Source organism: Bradyrhizobium sp. LA6.1 (assembly GCF_040547805.1).
Classification (GTDB): Bacteria; Pseudomonadota; Alphaproteobacteria; order Rhizobiales; family Xanthobacteraceae; genus Bradyrhizobium; species Bradyrhizobium barranii.
Map to the genome: position 1 here is coordinate 46,935 of NZ_JBEPQK010000019.1, position 22,589 is coordinate 69,523.

The window sequence follows — 22,589 nt, forward strand, 5'->3', positions numbered from 1 at the left end:
GAAAAGCCCGATCGCGGCCACAAGGCCGCGACCGGGCAACGCGTTAGTCGTTTTCGTAGCCGTAGACTTCCGGCAGGATGAAGATTGCGGCGAGCAATCCGATCAGCGGGAAGATCGCGACCATCAGCGTGGCATTCGCCTGGCCGATCGCTGCGAACACCGTCGGGAACAGGAAGATCGCCAGGAACGACGGCAACTTCACGAACATGTAGGCGAAGCCGCTGGCCGTGCCGCGATACTTGGGCTTCGCAACCATGGTCGGGATCGTCATGCAGTTCGACGCGTCCCAGTAGTGGCCCCACAACATGGCGGCCGCCGCGAACGGCAGCAGGATCTTGTTGTCGGTGTAGAGCGCGAAGGCAGCAACCAGCAGCGAAGCCAGCACGATGCTGAAGCCGGCGATCGAGATGCCGCGGTGGCCGATCTTCGGCGTCAGCAGCGGACCGACCCAGCCGGACAGGGCCGCGAAGGAGAACAGCGCCATCGTCACCAGGTTGATGCCGAGCACGCTCGACACGCCGACCATCACGAACAGCACCGGCAGATAGAATGCGAAGGTCGAGAACTCGCTGCCTTGCGCGAAACAGGCGATCCAGCCGTAGATCGTGGCGCGCCAGCGGATCGGGTCCTTCCTGAGGTCGGCGATGAAGGCACGTGTGCTGACCTTCGGCACCTTCACGTCCTGATCCGGCAACATGTCGAGATTGTCGTTGAACATCTCGCGCGCGACCTTCTTGGCCTCGCGGTAACGTCCCTTCTGCACCAGCCACACCGCCGTCTCCGGCACGTCGTGACGCATGATCAGGATGATCAGCGCCGGCACCGCGCCGAGACCGAGCGTCACGCGCCACAGCATCTCGTGCTGCATGTCGATCAGCAGGAAGATCACGATGACACCGATGGTGAGAACTTCACCGACGGCGAACATGAATTGCCAGCGATTGCCCATGACCTCGCGCTCACCCTTGGCCATGGATTCCATGATGTAGGTGTAGCCGGTCGAAATATCCGAGCCGAGCGGAATGCCGAGCAGGAAGCGGATCACGATGAGCCAGGTCACGTTCGGCACGAAGGCCTGCGCCAGCGCGAGCACGATGAACAGCACCATCGTCACCAGGAACATGACGCGGCGGCCGATCTTGTCGGAGAGCCAGCCGCCGAGCAGCGCGCCGATCAGGGCGCCGCCCTGCGTGCCGGCTGCAGCGAGACCGAGCATCAGCGGATCGGGATTGTACTGCTCCTTGATGAAGATCAGCACGAAGGCGATCGAATAGAGATCCCAGGCTTCGACCAGGATCGAGGCCATCATCAGCCAGCCGACCTTGTTGCCCTTGGGACTGTAGTTCGTGATGAGGTAGCGGACCGCGGCTTCGCTCGCGGTCGGTTGTGGCATCGCCGTCGTTAACATCTTTGGTCCTCTCTTCAAAACTTTCTTACGTGCCGAGCAGCGGCTCGATGCTGCAATCGAGCAGGCGCGGATCGATCCCCGCCTCCATGCCCGTGAACATGTGGTCCATGTAGTCGATCAACGCATCGCTCGCCTTCACGGCGTCCTCGACATGGCGACCGGCGACCGCAACGAGAATGGCGAGGTGGCGATCGATCGTGCCTGACAGTTCGGCCTGTCCCGGCATGAAGCGATGGTGGATGTAGCCGATGCGGCGGTACAGCGTGTGCAACGGCCGCAGCGTGTGCACCAGGAAGGGCTCGCCGGCTGCTTCCAGCACCAGCGCGTCGATGCGGCGATCGATGCTGTTGAATTCGTCGAGGGTCAGGGTGGCGCGGCGTTCGCGCAGCAGGCGCTCGATGTGCAGCGCCTGATTGCGATGCGACAGGCTGGCGCGATCGGCCGCGAGCCGCACGACAAAGCGCTCCATGTCGCGGCGCAACGCCAGCAGCATCCGCTCGCGCGCAAGATCGATCGGCGCGATGTGCAGGCCGTGGCGCGGACGGATGATGATGAGCGTGTCGGCGGAGAGACGATTGACGGCGTGATGCACCGGTGTGCGCCCGAAGCCGGTGATGTGCTGCAATTCCAGCATCGTCATGAATTGTCCGGGCTTGAGCTCGCAATGGACGAGCAGCTCTTCGATCCTCTGGTAAGCCAGCTCGAAGAAGTTGAGCCGGTTGCGCCGGGAGGGCTTGCCCTCGCCGTCGTCCTCGTTTCTCACCACCTCGAGCGCGCGCTTGCGCCGTGCCATGTCGTCCTCCTGTCAACCGCGCTCTCATTGCTGGGTGGCGCCTTAGTTGTGGGACCCTTAAAACATGTTGTGATATATTACAAGCAGGCGTAAGACGTTCGCGCGACCTGCAACATGTTGCAGTGCGAAATGAGACGTCAGGCGCGAGGCGCCTGTGATGGGAGGATTGTTGCCGTGAAGATCACGTCAATCGAGACGCTGCGCACCGAGGAATTTTCCAACGTCATCTGGGTGCGCGTTCACACCGACACGGGCATGATCGGTCTCGGCGAAACCTTCTATGGCGCGGGCGCGGTCGAAGCGCAGATCCACGACACCTTCGCCGGCCGCCTGCTCGGCCGCAATCCGCTACACATCGAGGCGATCCACCGCGACATGCTGAACCTGCCGATGGCGCAGTCCTCGACCGGCGTCGAGTATCGCGCAGCTTCCGCAATCGACATCGCGCTATGGGATCTGTTCGGCAAGGTCTGCAATCAGCCTGTGCACCAGATGCTCGGCGGCCTCTGCCGCGACAAGCAGCGCATCTACAACACCTGCGCCGGCACCCAATATGTCCGCTCCACTAATATCAGCCCCGTCGCCAACTGGAATCTCGGCGCCTCCAAAGGCCCCTACGAAGACCTCGACGGCTTCATGCACCACGCCGACGCGCTGGCCGAAAGCCTGCTGGAGAGCGGCATCTCCGCGATGAAGATCTGGCCGTTCGACCCGGCGGCACAGGAGAACAAGGGCCTCTACATCACCGCAGCCCAGATGAAGCGGGCGATCGAACCGTTCGAGAAGATCCGCAAGGCCGTCGGCGACAAGATGGAGATCATGGTCGAGCTCCATTCGCTCTGGAACCTGCCGACCGCAAAGCAGATCGCGCGCGCGCTCGAGCCCTACAAGCCGACCTGGTACGAAGACCCGATCCGGATGAACTCGCCGCAGGCCCTGGCCGAATATGCCCGCTCGACCGACGTCTGGGTCTGCGCCAGCGAGACGCTGGGCTCGCGCTTTCCCTACAAGGACATGCTCGACCGCGACGCCATGCATGTGGTGATGGCGGATCTGTGCTGGACCGGTGGCTTGACCGAAGGCCGCAAGATCGCGGCGATGGCCGAGACCTATCACCGCCCGTTTGCGCCGCATGACTGCATCGGCCCGATCGGCTTCATCGCCGCCATCCACATGTCGTTCAGCCAGCCCAACACGCTGATCCAGGAATCGGTACGCGCCTTCTACAGGGGCTGGTACAATGAGCTCGTCACCACGATGCCCACGATCAAGGACGGCTTTGTCTATCCGATGGAAGGACCCGGCCTCGGCGTCGACCTTCTGCCCGCCGTATTCGACCGCTCCGATCTGACCGTGCGCCGCTCCAACGTCTGAGGATTTCTTGAGATGAGCACCGCCCTCTTCGACCTTTCCGGCCGCACCGCGCTCGTGACCGGCTCCTCCCGCGGGCTCGGCCGCGCCATTGCCGAGGGCATGGCCAAGGCCGGCGCCAAGATCATCATCAACGGCGTCGACTCCAAGCGCGTCGAGCAGGCCGTGGCCGAATTTCGCGCCGCCGGTCATCAAGCCGAGGGCGCCGCGTTCAACGTCACCGACGAGCCGGCGATCGTCGCCGCCTTCGAGCGCTTCGACCGCGAAGGGCTCGCCGTCGACATTCTCGTCAACAATGCCGGCATCCAGCACCGCAAGCCGCTGGTCGAGTTCACCACCGACGAATGGCGCAAGGTGATCGAGACTGACCTCACCAGCGCCTTCGTGATCGGCCGCGAGGCCGGCAAGCGCATGATCCCGCGCAAGCACGGCAAGATCATCAATATCGGCTCGCTCGGCAGCGAGCTCGCACGCCCCACCATCGCGCCCTACACCGCGGCCAAGGGCGGCATCAAGAACCTGACCCGCTCGATGGCGGTGGAATGGGCCCAGCACGGCATCCAGGCCAACGCGATCGGCCCCGGCTACATGCTGACCGACATGAACGAGGCGCTGGTCAACAACACCGACTTCAACAACTGGCTGATGGGCCGCATCCCCTCCAAGCGCTGGGGCAGGCCGGACGAGCTGGTGGGCGCGGCGATCTTCCTGGCGTCGGATGCTTCGACCTACGTCAACGGACAGATCATCTATGTCGATGGCGGCATGATCGCCGCGATGTAATCGCGAAAGCCAAGGGAACGAGACCATGCGCGCCGTCGTCATCCACGCCCCGAAAGACCTGCGGATCGACAGCTATCCCGATCCAGCCCCCGCCCCGGGCGAAGTCCGCATCAAGATTGCGAACGGCGGCATCTGCGGCTCCGATCTGCACTACTACCATCACGGCGGTTTCGGCGTCGTGCGCATCCAGCAGCCGATGGCGCTGGGCCACGAGATCGCGGGCGTGGTCGCGGCCGTCGGTGACGGCGTCACCAATGTGAAGCCGGGCACGCGCGTCGCCGTCAATCCGAGCAGACCGTGCGGCCAGTGCCTGCATTGCCAGGAAGGCATGCGCAACCAGTGCCTCGACATGCGCTTCCTCGGCAGCGCGATGCGCTTTCCCCATGTCCAAGGCGGCTTTCGCGAGTTCATCACAGTAGATGCCACGCAAGCCGTGCCGATTGCTGACAAGCTGTCGCTGGCGGAAGCTGCGGTGGCCGAGCCGCTCGCGGTGTGCCTGCATGCCGGCAAGCAGGCCGGCCCCCTCCTCGGCAAGCGCGTGCTGATCACGGGTTGCGGGCCGATCGGTGCACTGATGATCCTGGTCTCGCGCTTCGGCGGCGCGTCCGAGATCGTGGTGACCGATGTCGCCGACGCGCCGCTCGCGGTCGCAAAGAAGCTCGGCGCCACCCACGCCATCAATGTCGCGACCGCTGCCACAGCGCTCGATCCCTGGCGCGCCGGCAAGGGCGTGTTCGACACCCTGTTCGAGGCCTCCGGCAACCAGGCCGCGCTTCGCACCGCGCTCGACGTGCTTCGGCCCGGCGCGACGCTGGTGCAGCTCGGTCTCGGCGGCGAGATGACGCTGCCGATCAACTCCATCGTCGCCAAGGAATTGCAGCTCCGCGGCACCTTCCGCTTCGACCCCGAATTCGAGCTCGCGGTGCGGCTGATGGGCGAAGGGCTGATCGACGTGAAACCGCTGATCACGGCCACCATGCCGTTCGAAAACGCGGTCGCCGCGTTCGAACTCGCCAGTGACCGCTCGCAGTCGATGAAGGTGCAGCTGACGTTCTAGGGCGAGTATCGCGGTTACTGGCTCCCGATCAGCTTATCGCTGACCAGCCGGACCGCGCCCCGTTTCCACGAATAGTCCGCGCCCATCCGCAGGCCGCTGTCGCCACGCGACAGCACCGCACCGGTCCTGGCATCGCGGACCTGGAAGCCGAGCGTGTATTCGGTGCGGCTGACCCGCCGCACCACGCCGATCAACGACTGATCCGCGCCGAGCTTTTGCGCGATCGCCGCCTCGCAGCCGTCGCAATCCCGCAAGGCGCGCGCCTTGACCGCCTCGCCGCCGGCATCAACGATGCGGTAACGGCCGGATTGGCCCAGTGCCTCGCGCACGCTGCCGGTGACCTCGGCCAGATATGACGCATCCGACGTGGCTGAAGTGCCAGTCGAGGCGGCGGTCGTGTCCTCGAGCTCGAAATCGAACACGGCCAGCGCGACCGGCGCGGGCGTGGCGAGCGCGGCCATGACCTCGCGAGACACGAAAATCTCGGCACGCTCCCATGATTCATCGTTGTCGCCGCGGAAGGTGTAGAGCTTGTCCATCACGAGCTTCTTGGCGCCGACGTCGATGACGGCGACCTTGGCCCATTGCACCAGCGTGCTCGTCTTCTGGATGCCGCCGATGACCTTGAATGCCGCGCCGTCCTGGGCAGACGGCACTGGCCGGTAGCGGCCGTCCGCACTGATATCCCGCCTGAGCGCGGCCATGAACGCCGACAGCCGCCGCTCGTGGGCGGCGGTCTGGTTGGCCGGCTCGGCCGACGTATCGGTGTAGCTGAAATCGTCCATGGCAACGCCGATGGCATCCTCGGCGCCGGCAGGCGAAGAGGCCGCCGGGAGGACGAAGAGGAGGAAAGCAGAGAGGATCAAGCTGATACGGCGCATGCGGGCCTCGTGTGATGGAGCGGCGGCGCAATCTGGACGGCAGCCTCAGGTCATGCAGCTGCGCTGGTCCCGACCAAGGCCGGGAAAATTTCACGACGTTGCACCGCGGTAAGCGCGGCGCTTTCCGCCGCTTGCGTTCTGCCGTTTAATGCCGGGGCGACAATTCCGTTCGCGCCAGGTGCCCGCCGATGTGGAACCGCCCGAGGTTCGATCTCAAGGTCCGTCTGACGTTGCGCGTGGCCGCCATATCGGCCGCGTGCTTCGCCGCGATCTCCGCCTATTTCCTCATCACCGCCGACCGCGCGGCCCATGCGCGCCTCGACGACATCGCCGCCATCGTGGCCAAGACGCTGGAGCTGCAACAGGGCAAGATCCAGTGGGTGGCTAGCCCGCGGTCGGACTTTCCCAACCTCGACCCCGTTTCGGCCTATGTGATGACGCCCGGCCTGTGCCTGGCGTTCCGCGGTGTGAGCGGCGACATCATCCAGCGATTCTGCAGTGGCGCGCCGATCCCGGCGAACCCGCCGCCGCAAGTCTTCGTGGCTTTCTATCGCAGCCTGTTCGACCCCGGCCGCGAGGCGGCACGGCCCGTGATCGTGCGCGGAACGAAGCTCGGCGAGACCGTGGTCTCGGTCGACCCGGCCGTGCAGACGGCCGACGCCTGGCACGAGGCCGGCCGGCTGATGCTCGCGCTTGCGATCGCACTGCCACTGTTGTGCGTCCTGGTCTACGCCGCACTGGCGCGTGCGCTGCGCCCAACCCGCATGATTCGCTCCGGCCTCGAACGGATCGCCGCCAATGACCTGTCGACGCGGCTGCCGCCGTTCGATCTCGCCGAGCTGTCGGCGATCCGCGACGTCTTCAACCATCTCGCCGAAAGCCTCGACACCGCGCTGGCCGAGCGCAGCGAGCTGACGCGGAAACTGATCGCACTCCAGGACGAGGAGCGCCGCCATCTCGCGCGCGAGCTGCATGACGAGTTCGGCCAGTCGCTGGCCGCCATCCGCGCGCTCGCCTCCTCCGCCCGCCAGACTGCCGTACAGGACTGCCCCTCCCTGCTTAGCGAGTGCGACGGCATCGCGCGGACCGCAGCCGGCATGATGGAGACGCTGCGCGGCGCGCTGTTCCGGCTGCGCCCGCCTGATGTCGAGGAGCTCGGGCTCGTGGCGAGCCTCGAAGGCCTGGTCGCGGGCTGGAACGGGCGTAGCCGCGGCCAGACACGCTTTTCGATCCGTTTCGACGGTGCGTTCGCGACCCTGCCCGCTACGATCAGCGCGAGCCTGTACCGTATCGTGCAGGAGGCACTCACCAATGCCGCCAAGCATGCCGGCGCCACGCGGGTAAGCCTGGAGCTTGCGATGCGTGCCGACGAGATCGCACTTGCGATCGACGACGACGGACGGTCGAACGATCCCGTCGCAAAATCCGGAATGGGCCTGCTCGGCATGCGCGAGCGCGTCGCGGCCTTGCGCGGCCAGTTGAGCTTCGAGGCCGCGCCGAACGGCGGCTCCGCGCTGCGCGTGGTCATTCCGCTTGCAGGCCTCGATCGGCAGCCACTGGAGCGCGCGGCATGAGCGCGGCCGATGCGACCATTCTGCTGGTCGACGACCATTCCGTCGTCCGCGAGGGCTATCGCTCCGTGCTCCAGAAGCAGCCCGGGCTTCGCGTCGTCGCCGAAGCCGCCGACGGCGCCGAGGCCTACCGTCTCTTCAAATCCGAGGCGCCCGACCTTGTCATCATGGATCTGAGCATGCCCGGCATCGGCGGCATCGAGGCCGTCAGGCGCATCAGGCAATGGGACAAGGCGGCACGGATCCTCGTCTTCACCATGCACGAGAATGCCGGCTTCGCCGTGCAGGCGATCCGCGCCGGCGCGCGGGGCTATGTCACCAAGACCAGCCCGCCCGAGACGCTGGTGCGCGCCGTGATGGACGTGCTCGCCGGCAAGATCGCCATCAGCCCCGACATCGACCACGAGCTCGCGCTCAGCCGCATCAGCGGCGAGAGCTCGGCCGCCGACGTCCTCACGCCGCGCGAGTTCGAGGTGCTGCGGCTGCTGCTCGCCGAGAACACGACGGAGGAGATCGCCGAGACGCTCCACGTCAGCCCGAAGACGGTGGCGAACCTGCATTCGCTGATCAAGGACAAGCTCGGCGTCGGCTCCGACATCGAGCTGGTCCGGCTGGCGCTGCGGCAAGGCCTGCTGACGCAGGCCGATCTCGGCGAAGCCCGGTCGCTCAGGCCAGATAACGCGTGAGATAGCCTTCCATGGCGTAGAGCGCGCAGAGCGCGAGGCTCGACCACACCGCAGCGGTGAAATACAGGAACATCCAGGTCAGCTCGCCCTTCCAGTGCGCGATGTCGTGGGTCACCACCCAGCGCGTCGCGACGTCATGCAGGCCTTCGAGGAAGCCGAGGAGCTTGTTGCCCTCTTGATGCCCTGCCCGCCAGCGGCTGAGATACATCGGCACGTCGACGGTGACGAGGAAGGCGAGGAAGCAGGCGATGCCGACGATGCCGGCGATCAGCGCCCAGCGCACCGGTCCCTGGAATTCCGGCATGAGGCGGCACAGCGCGATGCCGGCGAGGAAAAACGTCACCGCCCACAGCGAATTCTCGATCGCGTTGTAGAGGAAGTTCGTGGTGACGACCGCGTACCAGGAGAAGCACTCCGCGATGATGATGATAGGCACGATCACCAGCGCGATGTTGACCGCGGTCTCCGCCCCCGTCATGTGACCTAGCTGATGCAGGATGATCGCCCATTGCGCGACGAAGCACAGTTCGGCCACGGTCGCGACGGTGCGGCCGACGAAGACGCTGGAGAGCCAGGTGTCGAACAGGCAGATGCGCTGCACGTCGGCGCGCGGCAGGAACGATCGGAACGCGCAACCGAATACATAGCCGGCGCAGAGCAGGAACATCAGCCCGATATCCGAACCGCCGCCGGCGCTGCCGGCAACCGTCGGATAGAACTCGCGGTACAGCATGAACCAGACGAGAATGTTGGCACTGCTGACAAGCGTCAGGGACCCCCACCACCACGCGAGGGGATTTGACCGCGCCTGCCACTGCAACATGAATCGCTCCGCCGTAACCGATATGACATTTAGTGGTAGCAATTCTGTCATAAATCGGCGGCACGACGCGACAAAAATCTACGTTATGGCGCTGTCATAATTGACCGGCGCGCTGTCATATTCGCGAAGGCGACTGCTCTCCCCATGCGTTTCCGAGCTTATTCCGGGGCGCCTCTTCGAGGCCCCCGGAATAACGCTGGGGATTCTATTTCTTCATCCCACCAACATACGCCGCGAGCTTGTCCAGCGTCTGGTAGCCGTATTCGACGGCACCGAAGCCGATCATGCCGTCGCGCTGCTCGGTGCTCGAGGCCAGTTGCCGCATCATCAGCACGGTCTTGCCGTTGCTCTGCTCGGCAAAGGTGAGGGTGAAGCGGAACATGCCGGGATCATCATCCTGGTCGACGCCGTGATCCATCTCCATCAGCGACGGCCGCTCGATGCGGCGGAAGCGCATGCGGTTCGGATAGACGGTGCCGTCAGGACCGATCATGTTGAAGCGCCAGACGCCGCCGACGCGCACGTCGATCTCGAAGGTCTCGATCTTGAAACCCTTCGGCCCGAACCATTGCGGGAGATGTTTTGGATCGGACCACGCCTCGAACACCAGATCGCGCGGCGCGTCGATCACGCGCGACATCACGATCTCGCGGTCGATCGACCATTGCGACAGAGCGGGATTGGCAGAATTCGTCATCACTCAGAACCTTTCCGTTTGGTTGTGCGGGACGGTCGCTTGGCGGCCGCCCTCTCCTTCTCTTTCTTCAGTTGCAAGACGTAAGCCTCGAACCGGTCGAGCCGCGCCTCCCAGATCGCGCGCTGCTGCTGGAACCAGTCCTCCGCGCCGACGAGCGCGTCCGGGCTGAGACGGCAGGTGCGCACGCGGCCGGATTTCTCCGACTGAACGAGCCCGCTCGTCTCCAGCACATGGATGTGTTTCATGAAGCTCGGCAGCGCCATCTCGAACGGATCGGCGAGCTCGCCGACCGACGCCTCGCCGGCACAGAGCCGCATCACGATCGCCCGCCTTGTGGGATCAGCGAGGGCTGCGAAGATCTGGTCGAGCTGGGATAATTGGTTAGCCATGAAGCTAACTATAGGCCCGCCACCGCCCTGCGTCAATAATTGTTAGCTCACAAGCTAAGTAATTTTCCGCAAGGCCCCCACCGACGGAACCCACAACGCGCAATCGTGAATTGGGACACGCAGCCCTCGCCGTTAGAAGAGAGAGGGGGCGCATCGCATCATGCGTCAGAGCCGTGCCGTCTGTTGTCACCTCATCACACCTCACCCGGCGGGCCCTCGCGCGGGCTGCGCTGGTTCCCCTCGTGTTGGCCTGGCCGCGCCGCGCATCCGCGGATTCCGACATGATCGCGCAGATGCGCGACATCGTCGCCAACGAGCTGGCGCCGACCGCGACGCCGGACCAGCCGGGCGGCCTCGCCGCCGCGCTCTATGCCGGCCGCCATGTCGAGTTCTTCAACTACGGCTTCGCCGACGACGCCACGCGACGACCGGTCACACCGGACACGCTGTTCAACCTTGGTTCGCTGCGCAAACCGTTCGAGGCGACGCTGGTGGCGCTGGGCTCGCTCCGGAGTGAATTGCGGCTCGACGACCGCCTGCCGAAATATCTGCCCGAGCTCACCGGAGACTATGTCCGCCGCGTCACCGTCGGCCAGCTCGCCACGCACACGTCGGGCATGCTGCTGTCGACCGACCATCCACCCTGGCCGAACGACTCGTTCTCGCGGGCGCAGTTCATCGACATGTTCAACGCCTTCGAGCCGCAGGCGGGCGAGGCGCCCGGCAAGCAGCGCATCTACAGCCATGCCTGTTACGTGCTGCTTCAGCTCCTGCTCGAGCGCTGCTACGGCGCTCCGATCGCACCCCTGTTCGAAGAGCGCATCCTTGGGCCGATCGGCATGAATGCGACCTCTCTGCCGGAGCGCGGCGAGGACAACCGCGCCGTCATGGACACGGCGTGGATGCAGCGCGTCGTGCAAGGCTATTCGGATCAGGGCATGGCGATCGGCCCACCCGGCAACCAGCAGAGCTATTTCGACTTTCCCGGCGCCGGCCAGATGTTTTCGTCCGCGCGGGATCTCGCGACCTTCGTTGCGGCCTGCGTCGACGGCCGCTCGGTCGATCCACATTTGCGCGAGGCGCTGCAGATGACGCAGCGCGAGACCTTCCGCGTCGACGACAAGTTCGGACAAGGCATGGCATGGGAGACGGTCCACCTCCCCGACGCCACCATCGTCGACAAGCCCGGCGGCCTCAACAATGCCTCCGGCTATCTCGGCCTCGTCCCTATCAGGCAGATCGGCTTCGTCCTGCTCGCCAATCGCGGCGAATATCCGCACGAGATCGTTCGCTACAAGATCCTGCCCGCGCTGGCGAAGCTCGTCGCCTCGCACTGAACCGTCCCCTCGCAACAGAAAGCCCCGGCAGAGCCGGGGCTTTCCGCGCCAGATCAGGAACGGGATGCTCAGTACCTGGCGACGACCGGTCCGCCGAACTTGTAGTTCACGCCGACGCGCACGATGTTCGACTTGAGATCGACCGAGTGGGTGTAGACGTTGCTCGGAGACGGCGTGGTGCCTGCGAAAGTCACGAGATTGGTGCTGGTTGCCGACACGCTGCCGAGATCGACATAGAGATATTCGGCCTTGAGCGACCAGCCGCCGCCGAACGCATATTCGGTGCCGACGCCTGCGGTCCAGCCGACGCGGGTATCGCGGATCGTTCCGGATTCGGTCGCGCCACCGATGAACGTGTCGGTGAAGTTGAAATTACCCTTCACCTCGGCAATCGCTGCACCGCCTGTGCCGTAGATCAGCCAGGTCGGAGCCGCGAGGAAACCGATGCGACCGCGAATGGTGGCAAGCCAGTCGGCTGAGACCGATGAATTGACAGTGAAGGTGTCCGGCGCGCAGCAGGGATACAAGGCCGTGCCGGTCGCGCTGCCCTTGAAGCCGAAATAGTTGATGTCGCCTTCGAGGCCGAGCACGGCGTGGTTCACCTGCCAGTTATAGCCTGCGGTGAAGCCGCCGGTCACGCTGGAGCTGTTGACGCCCTGGGCGCCGACCGCATTGATAGCGGGAACGCTGCTGGCGCCGAAATAGCCGGCCGGCGTCCAGATGGTCGAGGTGTTCAGATCGGCGCTGCCCCACTGCCCGCCGACATTGCCGCCGACGTAAAAGCCGGTCCAATTGTAGGCCGGCGCCATCACCGGCGCCTTGGTATATTGCGCGGCGAGATCGGCGGCCTGCGCGGATGCGGTGCCGAGCACAATTGAAGCGACCGCCAGCAAAAACTTGTTCATTCCGAGTCTCCATGCCCCACGCGATTGACGATCGCGTTTTCGATGCGCGCAGATGGGAGCCATCCGGCGCAGATCGGGAATAGGCGGAGCATGTGTGTTCGTCTCGGTCTGCGGCGCAGTTCGTATGGACTGTGACGTAGTCAGTGACTTATCGCGCAAGACCAGCGACGAGTGTGACCCGAACGCCACGCGTCGCCCCGCCGCAGCGGCGCACTACGCAAGCCGCGCGTCGCGTTACGACAAGTGCAGAATGGGCGAAGCCGCGCGCCGACTCACACCGAGCGCGTCAGTCCACCATCGACGCGGATATTCTGGCCGGTGATGTAGGCGGCACCCTCGGACGCCAGGAACGACACCGTCGCCGCAACCTCTTCGACCTTGCCGTAGCGCTTCATCGGCACACTGTCGCGCCGCGCATCCAGCTGCGGCAGGCTGTCGATCCAGCCCGGCAGCACGTTGTTCATGCGGATGTTGTCGGCGGCATGGGTGTCGGTGAAGATCTTCGTGAAGGCGGCGAGGCCCGCGCGGAACACCGCGGAGGTCGGGAACATCGCGCTCGGCTCGAACGCCCAGGCGGTCGAGATGTTGATGATGGCGCCGCTCTTCTGCGCCTGCATCACCGGCGTCACCAGCCGGGTCGGACGGATCACGTTGAGGAGATACGTGTCGAGGCCGGTGTGCCACTGCTCGTCGGTGATCTCCGTGATCGCCGCGCGCGGCCCGTGGCCGGCGCTGTTGACGAGCACGTCGATGCGTCCCCATTTGGCCATCGCTCCGTCGACGAGCCGCTTCAGATCATCGTTCGACTTGTTGGAGCCGGTGACGCCGAGGCCGCCGAGCTCGACTGCCAGCGCCTCGCCCTTGCCGGAGGACGACAGGATCGCGACGCGAAAGCCGTCGGCCGCGAGCCGCCGCGCAGCCCCTGCCCCCATGCCGCTGCCGCCAGCCGTGACAAGTGCGACCTTCTCTGCTGCCATGACCGATCATCCCTGTGTTGAGGCGAGCCCCGGGCCCGGCCTATCATGAGGCCTTCTACCGCCGGACCTACCGTCAGGTCCACCGCCGAAGGCATCCATCATGAGCGATCTGCAGATCCGCAATTTGCGCCCCGAGGAGATCGCCATCGCCGTCGACTGGGCCGCGGCCGAGGGCTGGAATCCGGGCCTCGGCGACGCCGCCTGTTTCGCCATCCCGGACGCGAAAGGCTTCTTCGTCGGCGAGATCGACGGCGAGCCGGTCGCAACAATCTCCTGCGTCAATTACGATGATCGCTTCGCCTTCCTCGGCTTCTACATCGTGCGCTCAGGCTTTCGCGGCGCGGGCCACGGCCTGCGCATCTGGAACGCCGCGATCGCACATGCGGGCGCCCGCGTGATCGGGCTCGACGGCGTCGTCGCGCAGCAGGATAATTACAAGAAGTCCGGCTTCCAGCTTGCCTACGCCAATATCCGCTACGGCGGCATCGTCGCCGCGCTGCCGAATCCGCCCGCCGAAATCGTCGCGCTCGACAATGTCCCGTTCGCGCTCGTTGAAGCCGACGACGCGACCGTCTTCCCGGCCGCGCGCAGCACCTTCCTGCGCGCCTGGATCAACACATCAGGCCATCTCGGCGGCGCGCTGCTGCGCGACGGCAAGCTCGCGGCATGGGGGGTGATCCGGCCCTGCCGGACCGGCCACAAGATCGGCCCGCTCGTCGCCGACGACCGCGGAGCGGCGGAAGCGATCGTGCAGGCGCTGCTGGCGAGCGCAGGCGGCGGCGAAGTCTTCCTCGACGTCCCCGCGATCAATCGCGAGGCCATTGCGCTCGCGGAATCGCTCGGGCTCAAGCCGGTGTTCGAGACGGCGCGGATGTACACAGGGCCGATCCCGCCGCTGCGGATCGACCGCGTCTTCGGCGTGACCAGTTTTGAACTGGGCTAGCTGGGCGGGACGACGCCGCTCAGTAGCAGCGCATGATGTTGACCGTGTGCTCGGCGCCGCCGCGGCCGGGCACCGTCACCTGCTCCGTCGGGCAGCTCGGCACATAGGGCCGGTCGGACGGCACCACATTCGGCGGGAAGCGATGGGTCCAGTCCCAGGGAACGTCGTACGTATAGGTGTAACGCACGTCGGTGGAGGCCGGCTGCCCGGCATCGACGAAAGGCTGGTTATAGCCTGCGTTGTCGTAGAACCCGCCGCCGCCTGGCCAATAGACCCAAGGCGTGTTGCGGCCGCGGAACCGGGCGCCAGGACCGATCTGCGGACGCGCGATCGCGCCGGAAGGCGCGGCGGCCATCCCGTGCGCGGCGGTGGCGGTGGCGCCGGGCCTGGCAAAACCGTCATTGGCAGACAGGAGCAGCGCGGCTGCGCTGAGCGAGGCGAAGAGCGCCCCATATGATCTGGACATCATGATACGCACCAACTCGTTTGGCTTCGGCGGCTCCCCACCGCACGCTAGGCCGGGCCGTCACCCACCCGCAAACGTATAATTAATTGTTGGTTAAGGCACGGGATTAACAGGGAGCTTGGTGCGGCAAGTCGCCCGGGATTCTGTGCTGATTTCAGACACTTCGTTCCGGGGTAGTCCTCATGACCCGTTGATCGGAGTTGATCGCGCTCGCCGAATTTGGCGGCGGCAATTTTGCTTGAAGTCGCCTCCTCCCCGAGCGCAGCGAAGCAATCCAGGGTCATGCCGCGGAGGAATTCCGGATTGCTTCGGTGCCCTCGCAGTGACGGCGTCGAGGCGGCTGAGCGCAACAACTGCGATCTCGTGCCCGACAACGCCCCATCCGTGGGTGCCTGGTCACCTCCCCGTCACTTCTGCTTGCTCCTTGGGCCTTGTAACAAAACTGTCATGCAGCAAAACTAAACGATGGCCGGGGGCCGCGGTCGCGGCCATTGCCGCCTCACCGCAGGAGATTTCGATGCGCCGTTCACTGGTGTTGCTGTCCGCCGGACTGACAGTCTTGTCCACCGGACTAGCCTCCGCCCAGAACAACACGCCCCGCAACCTGATCCTCTTCATCCCCGATGGTCTGCGCGCGCTGAAGGTGACGCCTGAGACCGCGCCGGCGATGGCCGAGGTCCGTGACAAGGGCGTCAATTTCAAGAACCCGCATTCGCTCTTCCCGACCTTCACCATGGCCAACGGCTCGGCGATGTCGACCGGTCACTATCTCGGCGACACCGGCGTGTTCTCCAACACGATCTGGACCAACTACACGTCCGTCCCCGCCGGCGACACCGTCGTCCCCTTCATCGAGAACGACGCCGTGCTCGGCGACATCGACGAGCATTTCAAGGGCGACTATCTCAACGAAGAGACGATTCTGAAGATGGCCCGCGACAAGGGCTTCAGCACCGCGGCGATCGGCAAGGTCGGTCCAACCTACCAGTTCGACCACACTGACAAGCCCGAAAAGGCCGGCCTGCATTCGGTCGTGTTCGACGACTCCACCGGCGGCAAGAACGGCGTGGCGCTGTCGGACGAGGTGAAGGACGCGCTGACCAAGGCCGGCCTGCCCCTCGCCACGCCACCGCGCGGCGACAATTCCAAGGCGGGCGATGCCAAGACGCCCGGCACCGTCGTCGCCAACGTCGCGCAGCAGGCTTATTTCGCCGACGTCGCCGCCAAGGCCGTGCTGCCGATGTTCAAGGCGCGCAACAAGCCGTTCGTGCTGGTGTTCTGGTCGCGCGACCCTGACGGCACCCAGCACAACCAGGGCGACAGCCTCAACCAGATCAAGCCGGGCATCAACGGCCCGAGCACGATGGCGAGCATCAAGAACGCCGACAACAACCTCGCCCAGCTCCGCAAGGCGCTCGACGACCTCGGGCTGGCCGCGAATACCAACATCATGATCCAGGCCGACCACGGCTTCTCGACCATCTCCAAGGAGAGCAAGACCAGCCCCTCGGCCAAGGTCAGCTATGACGACACGCCGAAGGACTTTTTGCCGATGGGCTTTTTGGCGATCGACCTCGCCAAGGCGCTCGACCTGCCGCTGTTCGACCCCAACGACAAGAACGCCGCCGTCACCGGCAACGCCCATCCGAAGGCCGGCAACGGCGTGCTCGGCAAGGATCCGACCAAGCCTGACCTCGTCGTCGCCACCAATGGCGGCTCGGACCTGATCTACCTGCCGAACAAGGACAAGAAGCTGGCGGTCAAGACCGTCAAGGCGTTGCTCGAGCAGGATTACGTCTCCGGCCTGTTCGTGGACGACTCGCTCGGCCGCATCCCCGGTACCCTGCCGCTGTCGAGCATCAATCTGCGCGGCAAGTCGGCGACGCCAACGCCGGCGATCGTCGTCAATTTCCGCTCCTATGCCAGCGATTGCGGTGAGGCGCCGACCAACTGCTCGGTGCAGGTCGCCGACACCGTGCTGCGCCAGGGCCAGGGCATGCATGGCAGCTTCAGCCGCGGCGACACCATGAACTTCATGGCCGCGATCGGTCCGGACTTCAAAGCCGGCTATGTCAGCCAGATCCCGGTCAGCAATGCCGACGTCGGCATGACGGCCGCCCAGCTCATGGGCCTGCGCGGCCCGCAGAACGGCGGCCTTGTCGGCCGCGTGATGTCGGAGGCCCTGCCCAACGGCATCGTGCCGAAGGCCTATACCGGCACGCTGAAGTCCAAGCCCGCAGAGGGCGGCCTGGCGACCGTGCTGAACTTCCAGCGCGTCGGCAGCCAGCGCTATTTCGACGCCGCCGGTTTCCCGGGCCGCACGCTCGGGCTCGAGCCGGACGCCGGCAAACAAAAAACGGCGGGGAAATAACCCCGCCGTTGTCTGTCGCGCCTCGCAAGGGGCGCGACAGTCTTGTCTAACTCTTACATTCCCAGATCTTTTACATGCCGATGTCGAATACGTTCGGCAATTGGCCCGCCAAAGGCAGCGCAGTGGCGCCCAGGAAGGTCGCCACCATCGCCATCAGGCGACGGTTGTTCTGGCGCTTGCCGCGCATCTGTCCGGCGATCCACTCCAGCATCTCGCTGTTGACCTTGGCGGCGTAGGACGGCGCCCAGCTCTCGATCTCGGACTCTGCCGACAGCGCGACGCTGCGCGGCGGCACCTTCAGGCCCGAGGCGCTCGCGGCGTAATGGGCAACGGCCTTGGCGAGCAGGTCGTCGAACCGGCCGCCATCGGTGCGCTCGGTTGCGGCTTCATTGATCTCGAACAGCGCCTCGGCTTCGGCGCGGCTGACCGGCTGGTCGTTGACGGCCGTGGCGGTCAGGATGCGCGCGCACCAGGCGGTGTCATCGGCATCGAGCGAGCGGGAAAAGTGGACCCGGCCCTTGGTGGTCGGGCCTTCGCCCGTGATCACGCCGTCGCGCACGACGGTCAATGCATGAGCCGCGGTATCGCGGCAGGACGGTTCGAGGGACGGCGACTCAACAGACTTATGCGCAGCGGCAGACATAGTTCACTTCCAGATTTCTTCTGATCGACCAGCATTTTCATGCGGGCGTAAAGGGGTGGTTAATGATTCGATATGGGGATCGCGACTTTTCTCAATGGTTGCCGATTAGTCGCTACGAGGACCATTTCGGTTCCGGAGGCGTCGGGGCGAGCGTGATGCGGGTCATAAAAGGCTTTATGGGGGCAATCGAGACCGTACGGCTCCGGTCGAGATGTTTCGTCGCAGGCGCGGCTGTAACAGAAAGGTGCTAGGAAATCGGCCCTTCAGAGAAGAAATTCACATTTTACTTGAAGCGGTTCACTTAGGGCCGCGAAGACCCTATACTGACCGCGACGGCCGAAGATAAATTACCAAGTAAATTCAATGAGATGAGGTAGAACCATGACACTCCCGATCGGCACCACCGCGCCCGACTTCGAAGCCGAGACCACCGAAGGGAAGATCAAGTTCCATGACTGGATTGGCAATAGCTGGGCTCTCCTGTTCTCTCACCCCAAGGACTTCACGCCGGTTTGTACGACCGAGCTCGGCGCGCTTGCCAAGCTGAAGCCGGAATTCGACAAGCGTGGCGTCAAGCTGATGGGCCTTTCGGTCGATCCGGTCGACCGCCATTCCAAATGGTCGGAGGACATCAAGGAGACGCAAGGTGCCGCCCCCAACTACCCGATGATCGGCGACACCGACTTCAACGTGTCGAAGCTCTACGAGATGTTGCCGGCCTCGACCTCGGGCGATCCCCTCACCCGCACGCCGGCCGACAACCAGACCGTCCGCAACGTCTTCATCATCGGGCCGGACAAGAAGATCAAGCTGGTGCTGGTCTATCCGATGACCACAGGCCGGAATTTTCAGGAGATCCTGCGCGTCATCGACTCGCTTCAGCTGACGGCGAAGCATCGCGTCGCCACGCCGGCCGACTGGACGCAGGGCGAGGACGTCATCATCGCCGGCTCGGTTTCCAACGACGAGGCGAAGACGATCTATCCGCAGGGCTGGAAGGAACCGAAGCCCTACATCCGCATCGTGCCGCAGCCGAAGTGACTTTTGGCGATCGCGGATAGCGACCGCAAAAAGTCATCCCGGGCGATGCGTCAGAACCCGGGATCTAGAGATTCCCTGGTGCGCAATGCGCACCAGGGTTCGGTCCTTCGGACCGCCCCGGAAATGACCGAGTTGGATCAGGCCGCGTGCACGCGGTCGAGGAAGCTGTCGACCTCGGCTTTCAGATGCAGGCTCTCGCCTGACAGTGCCTGGGCAGAGGCAAACATCCGGCTCGAGGTCTCCCCCGTCTCGCTCGCGCCCTTGGCTGCATGACGGACATTGACCGCGACATCGGCGGTGCCCGAGGCCGCAGCGCGAACGCTGGCCGCGATGTTGTGGGTGGCACTCCTCTGCTGCTCGACGGCGGCCGAGATCGAGCCCGCGATGCCGCTGATGCGCTCGATGGTCTGGCCGATCGCCTTGATGGCGGTGACCGATTCCTCCGTTGCAAGCTGCATGCTGGCGATCTGGTTCGAGATCTCGTCTGTCGCCTTGGCGGTCTGGCCGGCGAGCGTCTTGACCTCCTGGGCCACCACCGCGAAGCCGCGACCGGCGTCCCCGGCACGCGCGGCCTCGATGGTGGCGTTCAGCGCCAGAAGATTGGTCTGCTCGGCGATCGAGGTGATCAGCTTGACGACGTCGCCGATGCGCGCCCCCGCTTCCGAGAGCTGCGCCATGCGCTGGTCGGTGGCTTCGGCCTGCCGTACCGCCTCGGCGGAGATCTCATTCGATTCCTGCACCCGGCGGGTGATCTCGGAGATCGACTGAGACAGTTCGTCGGAGGCCGAGGCCGCCGTGCGCACGTGCTCGGAGGCGTTCTCGGATGCGCCGGCCGACTGCGCCGATAGATCGGCGGTGGAGCGTGCGGTGTCGGTGAGTTGCCGCGCCACCCGCTCGAACTCACCGGAGGAGCTCAGCACCTTGTCGAGGATGCCGCCGACGCTGCCGCGGAACTGCTCGACGAAATTGCGCAGCTCCGCCTTGCGCTGCTCCGCCGCGGCAGCCGTGGCCGCGGTCTGCTCGCTGCGCAGGCGCGCCCGCTCCAGCGAGTTGCTCTTGAACACCGCGACCGTGCGGGCGATCTCGCCGATCTCGTCGGCGCGATCCTCGCAATCGATCTCGACGTCGCTCTGGCCTTCGGCGAGCGCCGTCAGCGAGCGCGTGACCGAGGTGAGCGGCCTGGTGATACGGCGGACGACCAGCAAGGTGAGGACCAGGACCAGGAGCGCGGCAATGCCGGCCGCAATCGCCATGCTCTCGATGGCCTGGGTCAGCATGCTCTCGAACTGCGCCATGGGGATGCCGACATAGAGAATGCCGACGACCTTGCCGGTGGCATCCGCGACCGGGAAATAGGCGGTCATAAAGGTTTTGCCGAACAGCGTGGCCGGGCCCTTGTACGCCTCGCCGCGGCGCAGGACGGCCTGCCCGGGATGATCGGCGGCAAGCTGGGTCCCGACAGCGCGGTCGCCGTTCTCCTTCTTCACATTGGTCGAGCGGCGGACGAACTGCCCGCTCGCATCATCGAACACGAACAGGGTCGCGTTGCCGCCGACATAGGACACCGCGCGATCGACGATGGCGTGATCCTTGAACTCCGGCATTTTGGGAATCTCGGCGCGCGCCACCCCGCCATCCCGCATCGTGATCTTCGCGTCGGGAACGACCTCGGCAAAAGCCAGGGCCAGCGTGCGCAAATTGACCTCGATGTCGCGCAGCGCACGATCGTTGAAGGCGGAGGTCAGCGACCAGTAGCCGGCGCCGACCACGAGCGCCGTGTTCACGGCGATCAGCAGCACGGCGCACAGGACGGCCTTGGTACCCAGCTTGAATTGCGGCAAGAACTTTGCCGTCGCACGGTTGGACATGAATGGAACTACCCCCGGAATTCCTGCATATTCATGCAATCGGCTTACGACCGAATTAACGACGGTTCACACCGCCGCACGCGGCATGCTTGCCAAATTGTAAACGAGGCCTGCCCTGACCACGCCAAGCGCGCCGCCTGTCATCGTCTGGTTCCGCGATGACCTCCGCCTGTCCGACCATCCCGCCCTCCATGCTGCCGCGAAGACAGGCGCGCCGGTGATCTGCCTCTATGTGATGGATGAGGTGGCCGGACGGGCGCCGGGCGGTGCGACGCGCTGGTGGCTGGCGCAGTCGCTGCGGGCGCTCGGCGCCGAGATCGCCACGCGCGGCGGATCGCTGATCCTGCGCAAGGGGCCGGCGGCCAAGGTGATCCCCGAAGTAGCGCGCGAGAGCGGAGCCGCAATGGTCTACTGGAACGGGGTCGCGCAGGCGCCACATCAGGCCGTCGAGAAAGAGCTCGAAGCGGCGCTGGCAAAGCGCGGCGTGGACTCGCAGAGCTTCCCTGGCGACTTGCTGGTGCCACCCTCGGCGATCCGCAACAAGGAGGGCCGCGGCCTTCGCGTCTTCACGCCGTTCTGGCGACGGGTGCTGTCGCTGGGCAATCCGCCCAAGCCTCTGCCCGCACCGCGGGAGCTACGCCCCGCGCCGCAGCTCGCCAGCGACGCGCTGGAGAGCTGGACGCTCGAGCCGACAAAGCCCGACTGGGCTGGCGGCCTGCGCCAGACCTGGACGCCGGGTGAAGCCTCGGCCCGCGTACGCCTCCGCGACTTCCTCAAGCACACCGCGCGCGTCTATGTCGGCGATCGCGACCGTCCGGATCGCGAGGGGACTTCAAGCCTGTCGCCTCATTTGAGGTTCGGCGAGCTCAGCCCGCGGCAGATCTGGCACGCCGCGCGCTTTGCAGCAGCGGAGAATCCCGCGATCGGGCCCGGCGTCGAAAAGTTCCTGAGCGAGCTCGGCTGGCGCGAATTCTGCCGCCACCTCCTCCACGATCACCCGAGCCTTGCCACCGAAAACCTGCAAACGAATTTCGATGGCTTCCCCTGGAAGGGCGACAAGAAAGCGCTCGCCGCCTGGCAGCGCGGACGCACCGGCTATCCCATCGTCGATGCCGGCCTGCGCGAGCTCTGGCACACCGGCGTGATGCACAACCGGGTGCGGATGGTGGTGGCGTCCTTCCTGGTCAAGCATCTCCTGATCGACTGGCGCGACGGCGAGAGCTGGTTCTGGGACACGCTGGTCGATGCTGATGCCGGCAGCAATCCCGCCAACTGGCAATGGGTCGCCGGCTGCGGCGCCGACGCCGCACCCTATTTCCGCGTGTTCAATCCAACTCTCCAGGGCGAGAAGTTCGATCCTGATGGCGCCTATGTCCGGCGCTGGGTGCCCGAGCTGAAAGACGTGCCGGCCAAGCTGATCCACCAACCCTGGCAGGCATCACCGATCGAGCTTGCGAGCGCGGGCGTCACGCTCGGCAAGACCTATCCGCAGCCGATCGTCGATCACGCGAAGGGGCGCGAGCGCGCGCTCGCCGCCTACGCAAAGATCCGCAAAGGTTGAGCGCTGCTTTGACTCGAT

General features: G+C 65.2%; 21 protein-coding genes. 10 read left to right on the forward strand and 11 right to left on the reverse strand.

The window, feature by feature from the left end; translation table 11 throughout:
- Window positions 1-43 precede the first annotated feature (43 nt).
- Window positions 44-1,408, reverse strand: a complete 1,365-nt coding sequence (locus ABIB99_RS34715) for an MFS transporter (RefSeq protein WP_063982669.1) — start codon at window positions 1,406-1,408, stop codon at window positions 44-46.
- A gap of 25 nt (window positions 1,409-1,433) precedes the next feature.
- The gene (locus ABIB99_RS34720; protein ID WP_028152288.1) at window positions 1,434-2,201 is read right to left on the reverse strand and encodes a GntR family transcriptional regulator; all 768 of its coding nucleotides are present in this window, start codon (window positions 2,199-2,201) and stop codon (window positions 1,434-1,436) included.
- 174 nt (window positions 2,202-2,375) lie between these two features.
- Between ABIB99_RS34720 and ABIB99_RS34725 the strand changes: the two genes are divergently transcribed.
- Genes ABIB99_RS34725 through ABIB99_RS34735 form a run of 3 tightly spaced genes read left to right on the forward strand, consistent with a single transcriptional unit; the run spans window position 2,376 to window position 5,412 of the window.
- Complete coding sequence (locus tag ABIB99_RS34725; protein ID WP_167768060.1) at window positions 2,376-3,575, forward strand: mandelate racemase/muconate lactonizing enzyme family protein; 1,200 nt, start codon at window positions 2,376-2,378, stop codon at window positions 3,573-3,575.
- Between the two features lie 12 nt (window positions 3,576-3,587).
- Complete coding sequence (locus tag ABIB99_RS34730) at window positions 3,588-4,355, forward strand: SDR family oxidoreductase (protein ID WP_354179987.1); 768 nt, start codon at window positions 3,588-3,590, stop codon at window positions 4,353-4,355.
- Window positions 4,356-4,380: 25 nt separating this feature from the next.
- Entirely contained in the window at window positions 4,381-5,412 is a 1,032-nt protein-coding gene (locus ABIB99_RS34735; protein ID WP_354179989.1) for an L-idonate 5-dehydrogenase, read from the forward strand.
- 14 nt (window positions 5,413-5,426) lie between these two features.
- Here the strand turns inward: ABIB99_RS34735 and ABIB99_RS34740 are convergent, their stop codons facing one another.
- Window positions 5,427-6,293, reverse strand: coding sequence for a DUF3280 domain-containing protein (locus ABIB99_RS34740; RefSeq protein WP_354124202.1), 867 nt, complete (start codon window positions 6,291-6,293; stop codon window positions 5,427-5,429).
- 188 nt (window positions 6,294-6,481) lie between these two features.
- Here ABIB99_RS34740 and ABIB99_RS34745 point away from each other — a divergent pair, with 188 nt between their 5' ends.
- A complete protein-coding gene (locus ABIB99_RS34745; RefSeq protein WP_354179991.1) occupies window positions 6,482-7,867 on the forward strand; it encodes a HAMP domain-containing sensor histidine kinase in 1,386 nt (461 codons plus the stop codon).
- A complete protein-coding gene (locus ABIB99_RS34750) occupies window positions 7,864-8,550 on the forward strand; it encodes a response regulator (protein WP_063982664.1) in 687 nt (228 codons plus the stop codon). The genes ABIB99_RS34745 and ABIB99_RS34750 overlap by 4 nt, the downstream gene beginning before the upstream one ends.
- Here ABIB99_RS34750 and ABIB99_RS34755 read toward each other — a convergent pair.
- From ABIB99_RS34755 to ABIB99_RS34765, 3 genes are all read right to left on the reverse strand, one after another.
- The gene (locus ABIB99_RS34755; RefSeq protein WP_071912945.1) at window positions 8,531-9,373 is read right to left on the reverse strand and encodes a hypothetical protein; all 843 of its coding nucleotides are present in this window, start codon (window positions 9,371-9,373) and stop codon (window positions 8,531-8,533) included. The two genes, ABIB99_RS34750 and ABIB99_RS34755, sit on opposite strands and share 20 nt — an antisense overlap.
- 205 nt (window positions 9,374-9,578) lie before the next feature.
- A complete protein-coding gene (locus tag ABIB99_RS34760) occupies window positions 9,579-10,070 on the reverse strand; it encodes an SRPBCC family protein (protein ID WP_071912944.1) in 492 nt (163 codons plus the stop codon).
- Complete coding sequence (locus ABIB99_RS34765) at window positions 10,070-10,459, reverse strand: ArsR/SmtB family transcription factor (RefSeq protein ID WP_028152276.1); 390 nt, start codon at window positions 10,457-10,459, stop codon at window positions 10,070-10,072. The genes ABIB99_RS34760 and ABIB99_RS34765 overlap by 1 nt, the downstream gene beginning before the upstream one ends.
- A gap of 281 nt (window positions 10,460-10,740) precedes the next feature.
- Between ABIB99_RS34765 and ABIB99_RS34770 the strand changes: the two genes are divergently transcribed.
- Complete coding sequence (locus ABIB99_RS34770; RefSeq protein ID WP_354179995.1) at window positions 10,741-11,796, forward strand: serine hydrolase; 1,056 nt, start codon at window positions 10,741-10,743, stop codon at window positions 11,794-11,796.
- Between the two features lie 68 nt (window positions 11,797-11,864).
- Here ABIB99_RS34770 and ABIB99_RS34775 read toward each other — a convergent pair whose 3' ends face one another.
- Window positions 11,865-12,701: an outer membrane protein gene (locus tag ABIB99_RS34775; RefSeq protein ID WP_354179997.1), complete on the reverse strand. Its 837-nt coding sequence runs from the start codon at window positions 12,699-12,701 to the stop codon at window positions 11,865-11,867.
- Window positions 12,702-12,973: 272 nt separating this feature from the next.
- The gene (locus tag ABIB99_RS34780) at window positions 12,974-13,678 is read right to left on the reverse strand and encodes an SDR family oxidoreductase (RefSeq protein ID WP_014494589.1); all 705 of its coding nucleotides are present in this window, start codon (window positions 13,676-13,678) and stop codon (window positions 12,974-12,976) included.
- A gap of 100 nt (window positions 13,679-13,778) precedes the next feature.
- Between ABIB99_RS34780 and ABIB99_RS34785 the strand changes: the two genes are divergently transcribed.
- Window positions 13,779-14,621 (forward strand): GNAT family N-acetyltransferase, encoded by an 843-nt coding sequence (locus ABIB99_RS34785; RefSeq protein ID WP_354179999.1) that lies wholly within the window; start codon window positions 13,779-13,781, stop codon window positions 14,619-14,621.
- Window positions 14,622-14,640: 19 nt separating this feature from the next.
- On the opposite strand, the gene ABIB99_RS34790 is transcribed toward ABIB99_RS34785, so the two are convergent.
- A complete protein-coding gene (locus ABIB99_RS34790; protein WP_071912938.1) occupies window positions 14,641-15,090 on the reverse strand; it encodes a hypothetical protein in 450 nt (149 codons plus the stop codon).
- A gap of 514 nt (window positions 15,091-15,604) precedes the next feature.
- Here ABIB99_RS34790 and ABIB99_RS34795 point away from each other — a divergent pair.
- Window positions 15,605-17,458 (forward strand): alkaline phosphatase family protein, encoded by a 1,854-nt coding sequence (locus ABIB99_RS34795; protein ID WP_354180001.1) that lies wholly within the window; start codon window positions 15,605-15,607, stop codon window positions 17,456-17,458.
- A gap of 70 nt (window positions 17,459-17,528) precedes the next feature.
- On the opposite strand, the gene ABIB99_RS34800 is transcribed toward ABIB99_RS34795, so the two are convergent.
- Window positions 17,529-18,101 carry a hypothetical protein gene (locus ABIB99_RS34800; RefSeq protein ID WP_028154483.1) on the reverse strand — a complete coding sequence of 191 codons (573 nt, stop codon included), beginning with the start codon at window positions 18,099-18,101 and terminating at the stop codon, window positions 17,529-17,531.
- Window positions 18,102-18,482: 381 nt separating this feature from the next.
- Here ABIB99_RS34800 and ABIB99_RS34805 point away from each other — a divergent pair, with 381 nt between their 5' ends.
- Window positions 18,483-19,142, forward strand: coding sequence for a peroxiredoxin (locus ABIB99_RS34805; protein WP_014494579.1), 660 nt, complete (start codon window positions 18,483-18,485; stop codon window positions 19,140-19,142).
- 137 nt (window positions 19,143-19,279) lie between these two features.
- Here ABIB99_RS34805 and ABIB99_RS34810 read toward each other — a convergent pair whose 3' ends face one another.
- Window positions 19,280-21,010: a methyl-accepting chemotaxis protein gene (locus tag ABIB99_RS34810; RefSeq protein WP_354180004.1), complete on the reverse strand. Its 1,731-nt coding sequence runs from the start codon at window positions 21,008-21,010 to the stop codon at window positions 19,280-19,282.
- 169 nt (window positions 21,011-21,179) lie between these two features.
- Here ABIB99_RS34810 and ABIB99_RS34815 point away from each other — a divergent pair, with 169 nt between their 5' ends.
- On the forward strand, window positions 21,180-22,571 hold the full coding sequence (locus tag ABIB99_RS34815; protein ID WP_354180135.1) for a cryptochrome/photolyase family protein: 1,392 nt from the start codon (window positions 21,180-21,182) through the stop codon (window positions 22,569-22,571).
- The last annotated feature ends 18 nt before the right edge of the window (window positions 22,572-22,589 follow it).